This is a genomic window from Pontibacter lucknowensis (assembly GCF_900156415.1).
In the GTDB taxonomy this organism is placed as follows: domain Bacteria; phylum Bacteroidota; class Bacteroidia; order Cytophagales; family Hymenobacteraceae; genus Pontibacter; species Pontibacter lucknowensis.
In genome coordinates, this window is the sequence record NZ_FTNM01000005.1 from 207,771 (window position 1) to 227,734 (window position 19,964).

Here is a 19,964-nt window from a genome sequence, read left to right on the forward strand (position 1 = left end):
AGAAAGAAAAGCAGCTATCACTTTCCTTTCTTAACCACATAGGATGGTAAGTTACACAGATTTGCCGAATTGGCGGCAATATTGGCCAGCGTTACTACTTCGAAACCAGCACGCTGGCTACGGCCTTGCGCACACTGCCATGTTTCTCCAGCAATGCAGCCGCTGTTGCTTCGTCAGCACCCGTCTCCGACATGACCATGCGCACGCCACGGTGGTAAAGCTTGTGGTTCGTCAGCTGCATGTCCACCATCTTGTTGCCGCGCACACGACCCAACTGGATCATCACGGTGGTGCTGAGCATGTTGAGCACCAGTTTCTGAGCCGTACCGGCTTTCATGCGGGTGCTGCCTGTCACAAACTCCGGGCCTACGACCACCTCTACCGGGTACTGCGCCTCGGCTGCTACCGGACTGCCGGTGTTACACACGATACAGCCGGTTGCCAGACCATACTCATTGGCCATTCGCAAACCGCCGATCACGTATGGTGTCGTGCCCGATGCGGCTATACCTACGATCACATCATTTTCATCGAGAGCGTATTCTTTCAGGTCTTCCCAAGCTTGCTCCATGTCGTCTTCGGCAAACTCCACCGCTTTGCGGATAGCCGTGTCACCACCGGCGATCAGGCCTACTACCATGTCAAAGGGCACACCAAAGGTCGGTGGGCACTCAGAAGCATCCACTACGCCCAGACGGCCGCTGGTGCCGGCACCGATGTAGAACAGTCTGCCGCCTTTTTTCATGCGGTCCGCTACTACTTCAGCCAGTTTTTCTATTTGAGGAATTGCCTTTTCAACGGCAAGGGGTACGCTTTTGTCTTCACGGTTGATGTTCTCCAGCACTTCCCTCACCGACATCTTTTCCAGGTTGTTATAGTTCGAGTCTTTCTCGGTTGTAATCTCCATGTTGTGTTTTAAATAATTCCTTCTAAATCAATCGCTATACCTGTTGCTATACCTTATTTGGCAGGCACATACTCCAGGCAGGCGATCTTCCCATCCATTGTGCTCACGACTACCCTGTTTTTGCCGAGCGGCATCACCGGGTTCATGAGACTGTTTGAACTCTTGTATTTCCAAAGTACTTCCCCACTCTGCCGGTCCAATGCGCTGACCAGACCTGAGTGCGAAGGCACCAGTACTATATTGTTGTGTTCGATTATAGCTGAAGGGGCCAGCTCGTATGGCAGCTGCAACGGCGATTTCCAGTGTAGCTGCAGGGCATTTGCAGAGCTTGAAACGCCGTATACCTGCCCGTCCATGGTCTTCACGTAGATCAGTTTGCCGTCATTCGAAATCCCCATCGACTCACGCACGCGGCCATCTTTCATTTGCTCACGCCACACTACTTCACCTGTGTTAGCGTCCAGTGAGGTCATAAAGCGATCAGGGGCCACGATAAAAATGCGGCCATTGGCGGCTACCGGGTAGCAGGCAGCTGGTGAAAACATCCGGTTACTGGAGCCGTTGCTCCATTTCCAGGCCAGCTGACCTGTATTGGCGTCAAGGGCATAAAACTCATTGCCCCAGCTACCAAAGTATACTTTGCCCTGGAAAAGCAGCGGTTTGGTCACCACAAAGTTGTTCACCTGGTCAAAATCCCACAGCAGCTTGCCTTTCTTTAGATCAAGTGCACGAAAATGCCCATCCGAAGCACCTATGTAGACGACACCTTTCTCGATAAGCGGCGATCCCAGCACAGGTCTGTTGGCTTTAAATTTCCAGGCTAACTTGCCTGTAGCGGCAGAGAGGCAGTAAATATGGTCATCCGAAGAACCTACCACCACATAGCCATTCGCCACAGCCGGAGTAGAGTAGATTTTGCCATTAGTGCGGTAAGTCCACCTGCGCTTTCCGGATTTACTATCCAGTGCGAATACCTCGCCCGTGGTGTTTGTGGCAATGATCAGATCTTTATAAACAGCCGTACCCGCTCCTACATCGCTATCATCCTGGTATTCCCATACCAGTTTTACATTTGGGTATAACTTGTTTACGGCAAAAGACGGACGGTGGTGCTTAGTCGGGTCGTTGGCGAAATCATGCTTTACCAACGGCACCTCTATCCATTTTGGCAAGGATGCTATACCTGGCTTCCGGATTTCAAAACTGGCTTTTCCATCGGCGAAGGTCACGATATTATACCCTCCCACTTCTTCTTTTGCACGCAGATTAGAGCGACCCATCACGGCAGGTATACCGTCGTAGCGGTATTCGCGGTTGTTATGGCCATGGCCGTGCAGGATCAGCTGAGTGTTGTAAGAGCGCAGCTTGTCCGTTACGTCGTACCAGTTGTTCAGCGAGGAGTCCTGTGGGTAGTGGTTGAGGAAAATGACCGGCATTTCCGGATCGGGCATGTGAGTCAGTACCGAGTCCAGCCACACGATATTCTCGCGCGGAATCTGCCCCGGCCCCATTCGCATGTTTGGCCCTGAACCAGTGCCTGCAAAGAGGTAACCTTTGTGGGTAAATGCAAAGGTCTCTGCCCCGAAAACAACCCGAAAGCTGTTGCTGCCGCTCTCTGACCAGTTGGTGTCGTGATTGCCAGGCACAATGTACCAGGGCTTTTGGAGAGTATCGAATAGCTGTTTAGCCAGTTTCAGTTCTTCATCAGAACCAAACTCGGTGATATCGCCGGTGATGACTACAAACTCAAGATTGGGGTTAGCATTAATGTCGGCGATGGTGCGCTCAAGGTCTTCCTGTGCAGTGGGATTGCCGATGTGGGTATCGGATACAAAAGCAAATTGGAAAGACTGACTATAGCCAAGATTGGCGATTAGAAACAGTGCTAACAAAGCGGCATACTTCCGTAAATTCATCTGTTTATTTCCTCTTGAAGCAAAAAGACCGATGGCAGCACTTAGAGTAGTTGTACCCATTCTGCTCATGCTGCCTTTTGTTTGGTAAACTAGCGCAGAAACCGCACAAAAGCGCACGAGCAAAACGAATACTGTCCCTTTATTTTGTATAAAACTAAGCACTTGTTCGTAAAGTTCAAACTATTTCGCAAGATTTTTTCTAAAACCGGCAAAAACACGCAAAAAACCTCTTTTTAATAATCTATATATTCCGGCACTTACCTCAGGCTGTGGTTCAGCTATTGATGCCGGCACTTAATGGCCTTTCACTAATTGCCTGAATCGTGGCAGCTCCCCATACAAACCAGTACCCGGACAGCTGGTTTCAGCAAAATCCTTGTGTGCCCCCAGGCTGTCGGCAGGTATGCCGAAGCGCTTCGTCAGGGCCGGCACCAGTTTTTCGAGCGTCTTTAGCTGCGCCTCTGTGATAGCCTCTTTTTCGAAGTTGCCCTCTACGACCACCAGCAGATGGCCGGCCGGATCGTAACTGGTGTTGGAATCACCTGCATAGTTGAGATCCCGCGCCTCTCCAACAGCTCCATGCACATCCACATAAAGGTGATAGGGCACATCTGCCCAGGCCGGTTTCATGCGACCATCCGCCAGGGGGCTGTCTTCCTGTGAGAACTTCTGCAGATTGCGCAGCTTATCAGTCAGGCTACGGTCAAACAACTGCGGCACACCGGTATGATGGATGGTCAGCCTTGTCAGCTTATGCGGTCGCATCGGCAGCACTGGCGCGTTAGCTCCCCACTCCTCCCTCGACAGGTAGCTTATACCTTCCGGTATCAGCGGCGCATCGGAAGTGGCAGCAGGTTGTTGGCAACCAACAAAGCCGGCAAGGGCGCACACCAGTATCAGAACTTTTTTCATTTGTCTCTAATTTTTAAAGCGCAGGTATAGCGCGCTACTTTTCTTGTTCCAACAACTCATCCAGCCGCACAAACCGATAGTTTTTCTCTTTCAGCTTCGTGAGCATTTCGTCGAGCCGGTGGTAAAACTTATCCGTCCGCCTCGGGTCTGTGCCAATGTGCAGGAGCAGCATAAAGCCGTTCAGTCCGTTTCTGTCCTTCGCCTCATAGCCCATGATCGACTGCAGCACCGTTTCCGAGTCCATATACCGGTTGCCCATTTCGGGGTAGGTATAGTCGGCGGCAGAACGGGTGCCGGGCGAAAAATTAACCAATTGCAGCCCTTCCTCCGATGTCCAGTTGCTGATGCTGCGGTTATACCATTCGTATGGCGGCAGAAAATAAGGCGCGTCTTTCTTCTTCACACCAAAGGCTTCCATGCGCTGGTAATTTTTCCGCAGGTCTTCCCTGAACTGCTCCCGCGTTACCAACAGACTATCGCGTTTTGTCCAGTCGCAGTAAAGCAGGTGCTCGTCGGAGTGCGCTCCCAGGTAATGGCCCTCTTTCTTCAGCCCCCTGATCAAGGCCCTGAAAGCGGGATTCCGGTAAAAGCGCCCCGTGAGAAAAAAGGAGGCTTTGACCTGGTGCTTTTTCAGCACATGGCTGATCACTTCTCCACCGTCCGCAAACTCATCCCCGGTGAAGATCAGCGCGATCTGCCGGACTGTCGTGTCACCCCGGATGATCGCTCCGTGGCTGTCTACTATTACTTTTTTGGCTGCCTCCCCTCCTGCGAGCTATGTTCTTTGGCTGCCAGCAAGTAGATCAGAGAAGCTGTACCGTCCATGGTTGGCTCGTTGGTGCTGTAGTCGCCGAAGTCGTCGTGATATACTGCCAGGTCAGACTGAAACTCGGCATAGGCATCCTCACTGTATAGCTTCAGATGTTGCAGGTTGTTGAAGATGCTGCCATACACCGGACCATCCACCAGCCCTCCGTCAATCGGGTACTTGTTCAGTCGGGTAAAGGCGGAGTGTGGGTCTGTTGGCGTATCGCCGTGTGCTGGCAGGCCATACACCATGCTTGTCCCCCAAGGGTTCACACCGAACAGCCAGTCTATGTTCGCCTGCTCCAGCTCAGCGTACGTCTGGTCGCCGGATAACTGGCGGTACAGGAAGCTTTGGATGGCAAAAGAGGTAGTCAGGTTATTAGAGCACCAGATGAATGGCACACCACGGTAAAAGGCATTCTTCTTTGCCTTGGCGTATACCTTTTCTATACCTTCCTTGTAGAATCCGATCAACTCTGCCTTCGTCTTGTCGTCAGATTTCTTGGCCAGCTCAAAGTGACCGAAGTTGTGGAACGGGTACCACTGGTAATGACGGGCTGTATCGGCCCCCATCCAAGGGGTTACCTTTTCCTGAAGCCCATAGGTGTAGGCTTGCTTGAAGAATTCCTGCTTGCCGGTCAGCTGGTAAAGCGCCGCTGCACCCAGCTGCATGTCGTCTACCCAGTTGTCTTCCTCATAGAAATAAGGCGCCCTGTTGGGAGCGGTCTGTGCAACGCCTGGTTTGGCCAGGCCCAGTTTGTAGGCAGACTGTGCCTTCTGACCAAAGAGATTAGAAAGTCTCTGATCTTTGGTGCTGTAAATCTGAGCGGCCAGTCCGAAGGCACTTGTGAACTTCCCGGCAATAGAGGCAACGCCGGTCGCCCGGTTCTGGTACTTGCCCAGGCCTTGCGGCTCCCCGGAGGCAAAGTATACCGGACGCGGACCTCCATTGCCCATGCCATAGTCAACGGGGTCATTCGTTGGAAGCCGCATGCCTTGATGGTCGCGGTCGTCAGCTAGTTGGTTGAAGAGCCAGTCTTCACGCGGGTGCATCTTCACGAGCCAGTCCAGTCCCCACTTTGCCTCGTCAAGTACGTCGGCTACACCGTTCGTTCCCTCGAGTCCGTTGGCCTGGTGCTTGTCAGTGAACACGTCCGGAAAGTCACGGTAGGCAGCCAACAGGTGGTAAGTGGCGTTGGCCGAAGTAGTGGCATACTGCAGGTAATCTGAGGCATCGTGCCAGCCACCCGACACGTCGATGATGGTGCTGTCGGGCATCGGGCCATACATGGTATAGCCGTCCTGGGTATGACAGGAGTCTTGCAGGTAAGGGTTGAAGCCGCTGCGTTGCTGGCGCATGTAGCGCAGCGCAAAGTCTGCGGTACCTTTGTACACGTCGGCGCCAATCCGGAACTCGGGCGACTTAGCACTACCGGCCTGCAGGTAGTAAGTACCCGGCTTGTTATACTCGGTGAAGTTCAGGCGGTAAGATTCCTCAAACGGTCCGTAAGCACCAAAAGCATTACCAGCTCTGCCTTTGAATACTACTTTGCCAGTGCTAGCGTCTACCAGCTGAAAGCGGCGAAGCTTTTCTTTCGATTTACTTCCCCACACCGCTACTTTTATACCTTGAGGGGTATAACCTAACTGGTTAATGCGAATCCAGGCAGGACCTTTGGCGGCTATACCTGCCTCCTCTATAGCAGGGGTAGCTTTGTTCGAGAAAGCAATGGCATTGGCTGCCACGATCATCGTCGTCAGCACCAGCGCCAATATGGTCTTTTTCCTGTTCTTCATAAGGCTAGCGTAGCTTTTTTAGGTAAACATTAGAAGGCTTACTCTCATTTTTCAATCTGTCGATGGATGTTACCACATATTTGTAGGTCTTCCCGCGTTCGGCTGTCTCGTCGTGGAAACCCAGTTCGTAATCGTTGAATTGGATGTGGCGAATGTTGCGGGCATGTTCCAGGTTGATCGGCTCGTTTTCGTCGAAGCGGTATACTACAAAACCATACACATCCTCTTCCTGATCCGGGTAATCCCATTTGATAATCGCCTTGCGAAGTCGCGGTAAGAAGAGCAGGAACTTGTCTTCTCGCAGACTAACAGGCTTGGCAGGTTTGGCCATACCTAACCATGGCATAATTGGCTGCAGGGCCGGATAGCGGTACAGGTCGTGTTGCAGGGAATCGCGAAAACCAGCCAGGTTGTTGGTGAGCGAACGTGAACTGAAATACACACTGCCCTGCACCCGTGGGTTCTCACGCAGGTAGCGCACCTGGTTTGGCAACTGCTGCCGGTCGCGCCAGCCTTCACGGTCTTCCATGGCACGGTAGGCTCCCTGGCCTATATACACATGCTTACCATTGGAATTGGCAGCCCACCAGTCCAGCAGTTTTTCGTAAGGTGCCGGTGTATAGCCGAAGGGGAAGTACAGCTGCGGGTTGATGTAGTCGATCCAGCCTTCCTGCACCCACTTGCGGGCATCGGCATATAAGGCACTATACCCTGACAGGCCATTGCTCTCTGAACCCTGCGGGTCCTGTGACTTGTTGCGCCAGATACCAAATGGGCTGATACCGAACTTCACATGCTTTTTCTCTTTCTTGATTGCCTCTGACAGGTCTTTGATCAGCTGGTCCACATTGTTGCGGCGCCAGTCTTCAATGTTCTTAATGCCTTGCTCATGCAACATATAAGTGATGGAGTCTGGCAGGGCTGTTTTGCCCGGATAAGGGTAAAAGTAATCGTCGAAGTGGATGCCGTCGATGTCGTAGTTGCGCACCACGTCCATGATCACATCCACGAGGTAGTGGCGCACCTCAGGTATGCCGGGGTTAAAGTATTTTTTGTCGCCGTAGGTAAAGAACCAGTCCGGCTGAATGCGGGAGATGTGCTCGCTGCTCACCAGCGAATCGACCAGGCTGGTTGAGGCACGGTAAGGGTTAATCCACGCATGCAGTTCCATGCCACGCTTGTGGGCTTCTTCGATGGCAAACTCCAGCGGATCGTAGAACGGCTCCGGCAGCGTGCCTTGCTTGCCGGTCAGGAACATACTCCACTGCTCACGCCCTTTGGCATAGAAAGCGTCGGCTGAGGGACGAACCTGCAGCATCACAGCATTTATACCTGTTTTCTGATGGGTGTCGAAGATGTCAACCAGTTCCTGCATCTGCTGCTGGGAATCTACACCCTGCTTTGGTTTGGAAGGCCAGTCGATGTTCTGTACTGTGGCAATCCATACGCCTCTGAACTCACGTTTAGGAGGATCTTTTGAAACCTGTGCAAACAGGCTGACTGAACTGAGTAGCAAGGCGGCTAAAAGTGTAAAGTTTCTAATCATTGTTCCGGTTGGGTATAGGGTGGCTAAAAAAAAGCCCTCCAATAGGTTTAGTAAAGGAGGGGCTCTTTCATGTTGATAAAACTATTCGTAAGCTAATCTATTACTATTTGTACTAGGATGCAAGCCAGGTCTGAAACCGACTTACCTTGTGCAGAAAGTAAAAGCGGGAAATAACCCGGGACCAGCGCTGCCCCGGGTTTACCACCTTATCTCTCTCTCCAGTAATCTATCTGGGCAGCCTTTGGCTTTTCAGCGTAAGTGCCACGAATCTGCGTAGTGTACACACGACCCAATGACGCTATTGCGAATGACTGCTGGATATAAGAAGTTGAAGTAGCAGGATCGTACTCCGTACCGGAGGCAAAAACCTTGTAGGTATAGGTTCCTGGCTTCAGCTCTACGTATGGGCCGTGCTCTTTAAAGTCAAGACCTTTGCCCAGTTCATACACCTCAACTGGCTCAGCTGGCTTTGTGTCAGTTGCTGGTACAGCAGAACGCACTGCGTAAGCATCCACAGCAAACGGCATGTTCGCCATTGTGTTCATAAAGCGCCACCAGATTTTGGTGTAATCTGCTGGAGGCAGGTTATCCTCTACCATGAACACTTCGTAGCTTTCCGGAGTACCCGCCAGGTAAGCTGAGTAGTGTTTGTTGTTAGCCAGGCTTACAGAAGTACTTGCCAGCACATCGGCCGTGCCGGCTCCTGCCACTGTGTCGATCGCACTCATATTAAAGCTACCAGCCGGCACCAATGCGTAGGCATTGCTAGGGTATACTGAACCATAAAGGTTGCCCAGCACAATGTCAGTCGTGGTAGGCGCTACACCAGTCACTTTCTTGCTGTCCAGGTAAAAATTGGCGCGGGGTGCTCCTTCCACCTGGAAGAAGAACTTCACGTAAGCGCCATCTTGCACTGGCTCTGTTACTTCAGGGATGGCGTTCTTTTCGCAGGCTCCTAGCAGGAAGCCTGCTGCCAAAAACAGGAATGCTCTTTTAAATATCTTCATCATCTCTTTTTCGGATTATTCGTGTTTGCTGAACCAAGTTTCATAAGTGTGGTAGTTCTCATCGAAGCCGCCCATAGCACGTAGCGCCTCCTGATTCCACATATACTCTGAGTTGTATCTCGGACGTGCTCTGTAAGCCGGCACTCCCTGGTTAGACACGTGCAGTTGCTCAGGCAGTACGAAGCCTGTATACACTTCACCATCCTGGTTGTAGTGGTATCTTCTCATGTCAGACCAAGTCTCGATGAAGCCCCATCCCCATGTAGCGATGTACTTCTGCAGCATGATCTTAGAAAGTGTCAGGCCGGCAGGAGAAGTTGGCATCATTTCCTCGCTGGCCAGGTAAGCGGCCTTGCGCTGATCAAACATAGCTGGATCTGGTGCATAAGTACGGGCAAAGTCAATATGTGCTGTCACCCCTTTTCTGTAAGCATCCAGGGCTACATCCATCTTACCTGCGATCCAGGCTGCTTCTGCTTTGATGAACTGCAGCTGCGAGTAAGTCATCAGTGGGAAAAGAGCCGAGTTACCAAAAATGTAGATCTGGCGAGGCTGTACAGTTGACACACCTACAGAACCCCACAGGTTGTTTGGAACCTCCGCGGCAGGTATACCTGTGATACCTTTTCCTGAACGAAGACCTCTGTACTGACCGTCCGGCGACGGTGCCAGCATAGCCGTCAAACGTGGGTCTTTCAGGTGCTGTCCTTCAAACACAGGATCAGTTCCTGCCAGGTCCTCGTCACGCAGCGATGGGTTAGTACCATCCAGCAAACCAACGATGTAATCTGTCTGACGATTAGAAGCGATGTTGTTACGGATCGGCCCGAAGAAGTTTGTGTTAGCACTTACTTCTCCCTGAAAGCGGATCATAGCGTTGTCGGCATTGCTGGCAAGCGACTGATCCACGTACTCGATCACTTTGTTCGGGTCATAAGAAGACTTGTTTGTCAGGCGGTGTGCGTTGATCGCCAGCATACCGTAGGCAAACTTCTTCCAGCGCTCACGATTACCTGCGTAAATCAGGTCACCTTTGCTCAGACCAGAGCTAGCAGCATCCAGTCCGTCAGTTCTCTCCAGGCTTTTGATACCTTCTTCTAACAGACGCTTGATCTCAGGGTAAACAGCCTGCTGCTCATCGTAGTTGAACACACGTCTGTCTGGATCAAAGGCCTCCGTCATGATCACCGGACCATGATAGTCGGTCAGCGCCTGCCAGCCGTAAGCACGCATGATGTGGCCAACGCCTACAAAGTCGTACTTTTTGCTGCGCTCGCCGCTCTCGATCATATCCGACAGGTTGTAGCCCATGCTCCAGTACACGGCTCTCCAAAGCTGCGCATAGGAGTCAGAAAGTGGATTGGCGTGTAAGTCAAGTGCGTTGTCTGCAGCTGTAGAAGCCCAGTTCTGCACGTACTGACCTGCAAAACGACCATCCCACTGCATCGCTACTGCCATTTCAGACTGTATCTGCGGCAGGAACAGTTCCGGCTGCAACAGAGAGTCCGGACCGTTCGGGTTTGTGTTTACGTCTAGGTAATCTTTACAGCCAGATGCCGAAAACACGCTGGCCGCTATAAGAGAAGCTACTAATATCTTTCTCATTTTCATTTCAATTAAAATCCTGCTCTAATTCCAAAGTTAATTCCTCTTGGCAACGGGAAGTTACCATAGTCGAGGCCACCACCACCGGCGCCACCTACTGCGGCAGAGTTACCGTTTGCTACCGGATCCAGACCAGAGTAGTTCGTGATCAGGAACAGGTCTGTACCTGTTACAAACACGTTCAGGTCTTCGATGAACTTCACACGCTGCATGATGCTCGTCGGCATGCGGTAGTTCAATGTCACGTCACGCAGACGTACCCAGTTCACGTCTTTCTCAATGAAGCTCTGGTGCGGGTAGATAGAAGCCCAGTAAGAAGAGTTTCTGTAAAGGTCGATCGGAATGTTGTTCTGTGTTGGGTTGGCCGTGTTCTCCAGACCGTCTTTCAGCACACCTGTTACAATGCGTGGCTCTTCTCTGTTCAACGTACGCTTGCTCAGACCATTTACCGTCAGGTAGTGCTCTGTTGCATTGTACACGTCACCGCCTTTGCGGATGTCAAGCAGGAAGTTAAGCGACAGATTCTTGTAAGTGAAAGTGTTTGTCAGGCCGATGTTGAAGTCAGGGTTACGGTCACCTACTATAGCCCACTCGCTGGTGTTCAGGATAGGAAGACCGGTAGATGGGTTGATCAACACATCACCGTTGTCGTTGCGCTGGTAGTCATAACCCGTGAAGGTTGTAAGCGGACCATCCACACGTGAACCTACACGCACGTTGCCATACAGCCAGGTGTCAGAGTTGTAGAACTCCTGCACGTCGCCAGGCAGCTTCGTCAGTTTGCTGTTGTTCTTCGTGTAGTTCAACAACACGTCCCATCTGAAATTGCTGTTCTCTACAGGCGTGCCGTTCAGTTGAAGTTCTATACCTGAGTTCTCCATCTCACCGGCATTGAAGGTCATCAATACGAAACCAGTAGCATAGCTCAGACGCAGGTTCTGCACAATCTGGTCAACAGACTTCTTCTTGAAGTATGTCGCGTCGATGCCGAAGCGGTCGTTGAAGAACTTCAACTCTGTACCAAACTCGTAAGAGGTTGTCATTTCCGGACGCAGGTTCAGGCTTGGGCCTGTGAAACCGTAGCGGAAGCCACCACCTGTCGTTTGAGCCGATTCGTAGAACGGACGGATGCTGTAAGGGCGGGCATCTTTACCTACCTGGGCAATTGAGCCTCTCAACTTACCATAAGACAGTACATTTTTGAACCCCTGGAATGGCTCCAACTCGGTGAACACAAAGCTCAGACCGGCAGATGGATAGAAGAAAGAGTTGTTCTGCACTGGCAGTGTAGAGCTCCAGTCATTACGACCTGTCAAAGTCAGGAAGAGGATGTCGTTGTAGCTGGCGTTGAAGCTACCCCATGCGCCTACCAGACGACGCTGCGTCAGGTTATTGTAGGCGCGCTGTGTTGTAAGTGCCGTGTTGTTGATCGAGTACAGATCAGGCGCCATGAACTGCTCACCTGTAGCGGCTGCACTGAACGTGTTCCAGTCATATACTGTGCTACCCACTTTCAGGTCAGTGCGCAGTTTGTCGTTGAACAAAGTAGGCGCTGTAAACTGTGCGTAGTACTGGAAAGTAAGGTTACGGTTCGTGATAAGCGCCTGGTCAAAGATACCACCGTAAGAGCGGCCTGCATTAGACTCAGGATGACGCACGATTGTATTTTTCTCAGTATAGTAGTCAACACCTGCCTGGCCTACCAGTTTCATCCAGTCTGTCACGTCAGTTGTTAAGCTGGCGTTCAGTCTGTAACGGTCTGTCAGGGAGTTGAAGATGTTCTTGTTTACGTTAAAGAACGGGTTCTCAATAGCAGTTGAGTAAGCACCGAAGTCTCTTCTGTTTCCGCTCGGCGTCAGGTAGTTGCTTGCGTCGTCGTTAGATGGCCAGCGCAACAACTGCAGCAAAGGACCACCAGCACCTCTGAATGCCTGGTCGTTGTCAGAACGGGTATAGTCGAATGTCACGTCTGTTGACATGAACTTATTCAGCTTTGCTGTGATAGCAGAAGAAAGCGTGATACGCTCCAGACCTGTGTTCGGGATGAAGCCCTGAGCATCGGTGAAGGAACCCGAAATGCGGTACTGTGCAGATTCGTTACCACCAGTAAAGGCCAGGTTGTGCTTCTGAGTGAAAGCATCCTGGAAGAAGTTCTTTACATTGTCATAGAACTGTACTTCAGATGGATAAGGCGCACCGAAGTAAGAAAGGCTTTCATCACCTTCCGTTGTGTAGCCATTAATACCTCTGTCGTACTTCTGCTGAATTTCAGGGTAGCGCACGATGCGGTCGATACGGAAGCTGTTGCTGTAGTTGATACGGGCTTTGCCAGCCTGACCACGCTTGGTGGTAATTACGATCGCACCAGAAGCAGCCTCAATACCATAAAGAGCGGCCGCTTCAGGGCCTTTCAGTACGGTGATGCTTTCAATGTCCTCCGGGTTGATGTCGGCAGCACGGTTGGTAAAGTCAACACCTCTGTTTTCGAAGGACTTAGCGCCAGCACCGATAGAAGAAGCAAACACCCCTGTAGAAGTTGTGTTGTTGCTGATCGGAAGACCGTCTACCACGAACAGTGGCTGGTTGTTACCGCTCAGGGAGCTGATACCACGGATTACGATAGAAGAAGAAGAACCTGGCAGACCAGAAGAAGCATTTACTTCCACACCAGCCACACGACCGGCAAGGCCGTTCACGAAGTTCTCGCGCTGTGTCTGGGCAATGGTAGCACCTTTAACCTCTGTTACGGCGTAACCAAGCGCTTTCTTTTCCTGCTTGATACCAAGGGCTGTTACTACCACTTCGCTCAGGCTTTCGGCATTTGCTTGCAGTGCAACATTGATTACTGTGTTAGTACCCACAGGTCTTTCAGCAGGTTTCATCCCGATAAAGCTGAACACCAGCACATCAGAAGGCGCTACTGAAATCGAGAATTTACCATCCACGTCGGTATTCGTACCACGCGGCTGGCCTTTAACGGCTACCGTCACACCAGGTAGCGGGGAATTGTCGGAGGCGGCAGTTACCGTGCCGGTCACAGTCGTGCTCTGGGCATTGGCTGTAAAGTGAAACAGGAGGAAACATATCCCCCATAGGTAACATTGTAATTTTTTCATCATAACTACGTGGCTATTGGTTAAGATTATTGTGGGTAGATTGATTATTGGTTATAGGTAAAACATAGAATAAACTCTCTCCAACTCTCCGGCTAAGCATTGCAGCAAATCATATAAACAAAATACAATTCAGCCAGCTACATTAATGTTACTGTATATCAGTATATATTAAACTCACATTAAAGCTACTAAAAAAGGAACACAGCGCACAGGTTACTGCAATGATTTTAGCTAAAAAAGAAAAAAGCAGCAACATGATGCTATACGCAAAAACGCAAATTCATGCATATAAAATTATAATTATTTAATATAATTTTTAACTATAAATCTAATTATACCTTATGCGTAACAAAAACCTGCTTAATTAGCTTTTAAAACAGCATCCCCACTGATACCGTGAACTAGGCCTTTTGAACAAACATGCAAACTTCGGCAAACCTGTCACAAACAAAACCTTCATAACATAAGACCTCAAACCGTGTTATCACAACTGATTCCGGCAAACTATTAACCCATAACATATTACACGTGTCTCCAATCAGGTTAACAGCATCAGTTATCGTGTCCCGAAATTTTTCAATCCGGTCGGTTTCTTGTATCAAGGGTATAGCAGATACTTTTTGCGCTTCTCCTTGTACTGGCTCAGCCCAGGTTCCCAGCTCTGCCGGATCTCTTCTTCCGAGACACCTGCGATGATCTGTTCTCTAAACTTTTTAGTCCCTGCCAGCCGGTCAATATTACCGATCTGATTGCTCTGTGATTGATCAAAGAACCGCTCCTTATCCGGATAGGCCTGGTAAAGCTCGATCATCCAACTCAGGTTGATTCTACCTGTTTCCCGGAAGGTATTCACATCATAGTTGCGCAGGTCCAGCCCGTAACATACCTTGTCCTGGTGCAAAGGCGTTTCAGCCATGCCCTTTATACCTGTAGGGGTATAGCTGAAGGAGTATTTATCTTTCATGACCGGATGACCCAGCACTGTAAAAGGATACATCGTGCCACGTCCATGGTTGAAAATCGTGCCTTCAAATAGGCAGGTAGAGGGGTATAGCAGAATAGACTGTTGTGTGTTAAGATTTGGGGAAGGCCATACGGGTAAGTCATAAGGCATATCGTGGTCATAGTTTTTGACCTTCACAACTTTGAGTTTGCACTGCACGCCATTTGCCAGCCACTTTTCACCGTTGATCATCTGGGCAAACTCACCCACCGTCAGGCCATGCGCAATAGGTATAGGATGTATGCCAATCCCTGATTTGTTCTCTGGCTCCAGAATCGGACCATCTATCAGGAAACCATTAGGGTTAGGTCTGTCCAGCACCATCAGCTCTACGCCGTTTTCGGCGCAGGCTTCCATCACACGGTGCAGCGTAATGGTATAGGTATAGAAGCGGGTGCCTACATCCTGTATGTCAAAGATCATCAGGTCTACATCGGCCAGATCTTCTTTTGTAGGCTTATTGCGCTTACCATAAAGCGACACTACCGGTATACCTGTTTTGGGGTCCACACTATCCTCCACCTTAATGCCAGCACTGGCATCACCTCTGAAGCCGTGCTCAGGACCGAACACTTTCACAATGTTCACTCCGAGCGCATGCAAACTGTCAACACTCAGTTTATTGCCGATAATGGAAGTCGGGTTCACCACCATTCCAATGCGCTTACCCTTGAGGTAAGGCAGATAGGCTTCGGTTTGGTCAGCACCGGTCACAATCGGAGCCTGCTTGGCTTCAGGGGCTGTCGCAGTGCTTTGCGCAGCTGGCGTGGTTTCGCTCTGTTGCGGCGCTTTGCAGGATGCGGCCGCCAGCACTAAAGCTAGCGCGCTGTTTACCAGCACTTTTACTTTGAAGGAAGTATACATAGTTAGTTAATTACTCCGGCAACCTGACCCGCTATAAAGGCCCGGCAAGAAGCGAAATACGCAGCTTTATGCAAGCTCTTTTGCTATTCCTGCTTTTTCCTTCACTAATTAACTCATTTATATTTATATATACCAAATTTTATGCTGACTATTTTATCAAATCCGCAAAAACATGCATAAAACACGGGACTATATTAGCAATTTGATAATCGATAATAACAAAGGGCAGGTATAGTCTCGCTATACCTGCCCTTTGTTACTGCTGGTTCTATATTAGTTTACCAGAAGATTATGTAGATCGCAGCCAGAGTCAATACGATAGCAAAAGATGCCACATTAAAGATCATGTCTGTCCGGAACAACGACCTGTCATACTGGATTGGATTGGCTGGCACGATGCCGCGCGATTTGTTCTCATAAAGTGAGTACACAATCATCAGCGTAGACAGAAGCAGGAATACCAGTCCCATCTGGTCCAGGAACGGCATGGTCGGAAATAGCTGGTCGATGATGATACTGAAAGGCACCGAAGCGATAGCCGTAGCAAGCGCTGCATTGGAAGTCGCCTTTTTCCAGAACAGACCGAATACGAACAGCACCACGATACCCGGACTCACATAGCCCGTGTATTTCTGGATGAACTGGAAGATCTGCTCCTCCCCTCCCAGCAACGGCTCTGCTACCAGTACGGCAATGATAATGGCTGTCAAACTAACCAGTCGCCCGATCACTACCAATTGCTTCTCGTTGGCATCTGGCTTAAGGTGAGCTTTGTAGATGTCCATGGTAAAGATCGTGGCCGTGGAATTCATCATAGAACTGAGCGAAGACAGGGCTGCCGCCATCAGGGCAGCAAAGGCCAGGCCTTTCAGACCAGTCGGCACCAGGTTACTCAGAAGCCATGGATAGGCCTCGTCATACCGGCTGATTTCGGCATTCAATGCAAAGGCCGCTATACCTGGAATCACCACCACCAACGGAATAAGCAGCTTCAGGAAGGCAGCGAACACCAGACCCCACTGCACTTCTTTCAGGCTTTTGGCTGCCAGGGCACGCTGCACAATGTATTGGTTAAAGCCCCAATAGCTAATGTTGGCGATCCACATGCCACCAAAGAGCACTGTCATACCCGGCAGGTCTTTGTAGAAAGGATTCTCCTCTGACAGGATCATGTCGAACTTCTCCGGCGCCTGCTCAAACAGCATGGCCATGCCGCGCATCGGGCCTTCGCCACCACTCACGGCATCGAGTGCCAGAAAAGTAGTCACCAAACCACCCAATATCAGGAACACCACCTGGATTACGTCAGTCCAGGCTACCGCCTTAAGACCACCGTAAATCGAGTACGAAACGGCCACTGCGGCAAGGCCGACGATTGCCCACATCGTGCTAACGCCAAACACCACGCTCAGGGCCAGCGCCGACAGGTATAGCACCGTGGTCAGGTTCACGAAGATATAGAGCATGATCCAGAATATGGCAAGGCTGGTGCGGATGCGGTCGTCGTAGCGCAACTTCAGGAACTGCGGCATGGTGAAGATACCTTCTTTTATATAGATGGGCAGGAAAAACTTGGCTACAATGATAAGCGTAGCTGCCGCCATAAACTCGTAGCTGGCTATACCTAGACCAATGGCAAAACCGGAGCCCGACATCCCGATGAACTGCTCGGCCGAGATGTTTGAGGCGATGAGCGAGGCTCCGATCGCCCACCAGGGCAGGGACTTACTGGCCAGGAAGTAGTCCGTTGAGTTTTTGATGTGGCCTTTCTTTTCGCGGGACACCCAAATGCCGACCGCTATAATAAGCACACAGTAGCCAATGAAAATGGCAAAATCCAGTGTAGAAAAATTCATTGCATGGTTATTTAGAATAGCTAATATAGAATATTAGATTTAATAAATAGTACAGGCATAAGCAGTTATTTTCGATCGGCCCCGCTGTCTGACTATCAGGCCAGATTCACGAGACTGCGCAACAGCCTGGCAGCAGCTTCCGGAGTAATGTCGCGCTGCGGATTTCCCATCATCTCGTAGCCTACCATGAATTTCTTGACAGTGGCCGAGCGCAGCAGTGGCGGGTAGAAATGCATGTGAAAGTGCCAGCCAAGGTGTTCCTGTCCGTCGGTTGGGCTCTGGTGGATGCCCGAAGAGTAAGGAAATGACACCCCAAACACCCGATCGTACGTGGCCGTGAGCGACTGAATGATTTGACTGAAGCCGTCTTTCTCCTTATCGCTCATCTGCCCGATGTGCTGAAAATGGCGTTTGCTGATGATGATGGCTTCAAAAGGCCACACTGCCCAAAAGGGCACCAGCGCTGCGAAGTGTTCGTTCTGCACTACGATACGCTCTCCTTGCTCCAGCTCCAGTTGCAGGTAATCAGCCAACAGACTGCGGCCGTGCTTTTCAAAGTATTGGGTTTGTTGAGCGGTTTCCTTAGCGGGCTCTACCGGCACGGTGCTCTGCGCCCAGATCTGCCCGTGCGGATGCGGGTTGCTGCAGCCCATGATACTCCCTTTGTTCTCGAATATCTGCACGTAGTTGATGAAGTCCAGTCCTCCGAGTTCGGCATACTCCTTCTGCCAGAGGTCTACTACCTGTCGGATGTCGACAGCTTCCATGTCCGCCAATGTCAGGTCGTGCCTTGGCGAGAAACAGATGACCCGGCAAATGCCACGCTCGCTCTCTGCCCGAATCAGGTCGCCCACCACATAGGCCCCTTGGGGCGCATCGGCCTGCAAGGCACCGAAGTCGTTGTCGAACACATAAGTGGAGGTATAAGCAGGATTCTGCTCGCCGTTGGCGCGGGTATTGGTGGGGCACAGATAGCAGCTGGGATCATATTCGGGGCGTGTCTCGCAGCTCTCCTCTTCCTGCTGTCCCTGCCAGGGGCGTTTGGAACGGTGCGGCGACACCAGCACCCACTCACCGGTGAGCGGATTGTAGCGACGATGCGGATGTTCTGCCAGATCAAAAGTAGCCATGGTATATTTAGTTAGATTGCTGCTTCGAAAGCAAGTCCATTTTATCTCTTTGTCATTCTAAAAGAATCCTGGTGGCAGACAGTAAGAGAATAAGCCCGCTGCCTACTGGTTATTCATTTCACCAGGGTTCTAATACTTATGCTTGTACCAGGCTTGTCCCATCCACAATCTCGGCCACATAGGTTCTCAGGCTAATGCCGAACCGCAGCTTGTAAGCTTCCTCCATATTTTGAGTAAAGGCCTGTAGTGCATCCAGCTTCACAAGGTTGATGGTACAGCCGCCAAACCCACCGCCCATCATGCGGGCTCCCATCACTTCCTCCATATCGCTTGTCTGGTCTACCAGAAAATCCAGTTCCGGGCAGCTTACTTCGTAGTCGTGCTGCAGACCGTGATGCGAGGCGTACATCTTTTCGCCAAAGGCATGCATATCGCCCTGCTCCAGAGCCTGACAGGATTCCTCTAAACGGATGTTCTCGTGCACGACATAAGAGCATCGCTTGTACACTACCGGATTAAACTCTTCCTGGTGCTGCTCCAGCATAGCCACGGTAACGTCACGCAAACTGTGCACCTGCGGGTAGTGGCGCTGCAGCAGAGTTACACCGGCTTCGCACTCCTGTCGGCGGGTGTTGTACTCCGACGAGGCCAGGCTATGCTTTACCTGCGTATCACAAAGCACGATGCGGTAGTCCGCCATGTCCAGCGGGTAGTAGTCGAACTCCAGAGAGCGGCAGTCGAGCTTAACGGCGTGCTGCTGACGGCCGTACATGCTGGCAAACTGGTCCATGATGCCGCAGCGCACCCCGGCATAGGTATGCTCAGCCATCTGCGCCATCTTCACCAGGTCAAACTTAGGTATAGCATAGCCGAAGACATGGTTCAGCCCAAAAGCCAGTCCGCACTCCACGGCCGCTGAAGACGACAGCCCGGCCCCTATCGGAATATTGCCGCCGTATACCAGGTCGAATCCTTTCACTTCATATCCGGCCTGCTGCAGCTGCGCGATCACACCCAGCAGGTAATTCGCCCAACTTAGCTCAGACCGCTGCACCTGGCGCAGATCAAACTCCGCTGCCTGCTGCAGGTCGTAAGCGTATACCCGAAACATGTTGGATTGATTCGGAGCCAAGGCAAAGTAAATCTCCTTGTTAATAGCAGCCGGCAGCACAAAGCCCTCGTTGTAGTCCGTGTGCTCGCCGATCAGGTTTACACGGCCGGGTGAGCGGACTACCACTGGCTCTTGTTTAAAGCGTGCTCTAAATTGAATAATAATTTCCTGCACCATATTCATGTGTGGTTAAGTTCAGGTATACATCGGCCACCTGCATAGCTGCCTCGAAACGCAGCGCAATATACCTGTATGCACATCAGCTTTACAGGCCTGACTTCAAACGAAGAAATCCCTCAGGTGTTTAGCATGGCCGATGCTAACAGGCTCCTAAATATACAAACTCTCAGGACACACTTCATTACGACATAGACTTATACCGCACAT

The 19,964-nt window shown here is 50.9% G+C and carries 13 protein-coding genes; all 13 read right to left on the reverse strand.

The features are described 5' to 3' along the window. Positions 1-94 precede the first annotated feature (94 nt). The gene (gene murQ / locus BW972_RS15895) at positions 95-907 is read right to left on the reverse strand and encodes an N-acetylmuramic acid 6-phosphate etherase (RefSeq protein ID WP_007653905.1); all 813 of its coding nucleotides are present in this window, start codon (positions 905-907) and stop codon (positions 95-97) included. A gap of 53 nt (positions 908-960) precedes the next feature. After that, positions 961-2,823 (reverse strand): outer membrane protein assembly factor BamB family protein, encoded by a 1,863-nt coding sequence (locus BW972_RS15900; RefSeq protein WP_076422961.1) that lies wholly within the window; start codon positions 2,821-2,823, stop codon positions 961-963. 294 nt (positions 2,824-3,117) lie between these two features. Beyond that, positions 3,118-3,735, reverse strand: a complete 618-nt coding sequence (locus BW972_RS15905; protein WP_076422831.1) for a peptidoglycan recognition protein family protein — start codon at positions 3,733-3,735, stop codon at positions 3,118-3,120. A gap of 34 nt (positions 3,736-3,769) precedes the next feature. Then, a complete protein-coding gene (locus BW972_RS20080; protein ID WP_234986408.1) occupies positions 3,770-4,372 on the reverse strand; it encodes a polysaccharide deacetylase family protein in 603 nt (200 codons plus the stop codon). 107 nt (positions 4,373-4,479) lie between these two features. Then, complete coding sequence (locus BW972_RS15915; protein WP_234986409.1) at positions 4,480-6,339, reverse strand: glycoside hydrolase family 9 protein; 1,860 nt, start codon at positions 6,337-6,339, stop codon at positions 4,480-4,482. A gap of 4 nt (positions 6,340-6,343) precedes the next feature. Beyond that, entirely contained in the window at positions 6,344-7,885 is a 1,542-nt protein-coding gene (locus BW972_RS15920; RefSeq protein ID WP_076422833.1) for a glycoside hydrolase family 10-like protein, read from the reverse strand. Between the two features lie 206 nt (positions 7,886-8,091). After that, positions 8,092-8,895 carry a DUF4397 domain-containing protein gene (locus tag BW972_RS15925; RefSeq protein ID WP_007653899.1) on the reverse strand — a complete coding sequence of 268 codons (804 nt, stop codon included), beginning with the start codon at positions 8,893-8,895 and terminating at the stop codon, positions 8,092-8,094. 12 nt (positions 8,896-8,907) lie between these two features. Further along, positions 8,908-10,497, reverse strand: a complete 1,590-nt coding sequence (locus BW972_RS15930) for a SusD/RagB family nutrient-binding outer membrane lipoprotein (RefSeq protein WP_083674232.1) — start codon at positions 10,495-10,497, stop codon at positions 8,908-8,910. A gap of 11 nt (positions 10,498-10,508) precedes the next feature. Further along, positions 10,509-13,616, reverse strand: a complete 3,108-nt coding sequence (locus BW972_RS15935; RefSeq protein WP_076422835.1) for a SusC/RagA family TonB-linked outer membrane protein — start codon at positions 13,614-13,616, stop codon at positions 10,509-10,511. Between the two features lie 595 nt (positions 13,617-14,211). Then, entirely contained in the window at positions 14,212-15,480 is a 1,269-nt protein-coding gene (locus tag BW972_RS15945; protein ID WP_076422837.1) for an exo-beta-N-acetylmuramidase NamZ family protein, read from the reverse strand. Positions 15,481-15,758: 278 nt separating this feature from the next. Continuing rightward, positions 15,759-17,336: a sodium/sugar symporter gene (locus tag BW972_RS15950; RefSeq protein WP_076422838.1), complete on the reverse strand. Its 1,578-nt coding sequence runs from the start codon at positions 17,334-17,336 to the stop codon at positions 15,759-15,761. 95 nt (positions 17,337-17,431) lie between these two features. Next, positions 17,432-18,466 carry a UDP-glucose--hexose-1-phosphate uridylyltransferase gene (locus BW972_RS15955; protein ID WP_076422839.1) on the reverse strand — a complete coding sequence of 345 codons (1,035 nt, stop codon included), beginning with the start codon at positions 18,464-18,466 and terminating at the stop codon, positions 17,432-17,434. 136 nt (positions 18,467-18,602) lie between these two features. Beyond that, positions 18,603-19,760 (reverse strand): galactokinase, encoded by a 1,158-nt coding sequence (locus BW972_RS15960; protein ID WP_083674220.1) that lies wholly within the window; start codon positions 19,758-19,760, stop codon positions 18,603-18,605. Positions 19,761-19,964: the final 204 nt, after the last annotated feature.

What these genes read in the sequence shown, in the direction of transcription:
- BW972_RS15945 (WP_076422837.1), bottom strand. Translation starts at nt 15,480, where the DNA reads ATGTATACTTCCTTCAAAGTAAAAGTGCTGGTAAACAGCGCGCTAGCT.
- BW972_RS15960 (WP_083674220.1), bottom strand. Translation starts at nt 19,760, where the DNA reads ATGAATATGGTGCAGGAAATTATTATTCAATTTAGAGCACGCTTTAAA.
- BW972_RS15905 (WP_076422831.1), bottom strand. Translation starts at nt 3,735, where the DNA reads ATGAAAAAAGTTCTGATACTGGTGTGCGCCCTTGCCGGCTTTGTTGGT.
- BW972_RS15915 (WP_234986409.1), bottom strand. Translation starts at nt 6,339, where the DNA reads ATGAAGAACAGGAAAAAGACCATATTGGCGCTGGTGCTGACGACGATG.
- BW972_RS15930 (WP_083674232.1), bottom strand. Translation starts at nt 10,497, where the DNA reads ATGAGAAAGATATTAGTAGCTTCTCTTATAGCGGCCAGCGTGTTTTCG.
- BW972_RS15935 (WP_076422835.1), bottom strand. Translation starts at nt 13,616, where the DNA reads ATGATGAAAAAATTACAATGTTACCTATGGGGGATATGTTTCCTCCTG.
- BW972_RS15920 (WP_076422833.1), bottom strand. Translation starts at nt 7,885, where the DNA reads ATGATTAGAAACTTTACACTTTTAGCCGCCTTGCTACTCAGTTCAGTC.
- murQ (WP_007653905.1), bottom strand. Translation starts at nt 907, where the DNA reads ATGGAGATTACAACCGAGAAAGACTCGAACTATAACAACCTGGAAAAG.
- BW972_RS15925 (WP_007653899.1), bottom strand. Translation starts at nt 8,895, where the DNA reads ATGATGAAGATATTTAAAAGAGCATTCCTGTTTTTGGCAGCAGGCTTC.
- BW972_RS15900 (WP_076422961.1), bottom strand. Translation starts at nt 2,823, where the DNA reads ATGAATTTACGGAAGTATGCCGCTTTGTTAGCACTGTTTCTAATCGCC.
- BW972_RS15955 (WP_076422839.1), bottom strand. Translation starts at nt 18,466, where the DNA reads ATGGCTACTTTTGATCTGGCAGAACATCCGCATCGTCGCTACAATCCG.
- BW972_RS15950 (WP_076422838.1), bottom strand. Translation starts at nt 17,336, where the DNA reads ATGAATTTTTCTACACTGGATTTTGCCATTTTCATTGGCTACTGTGTG.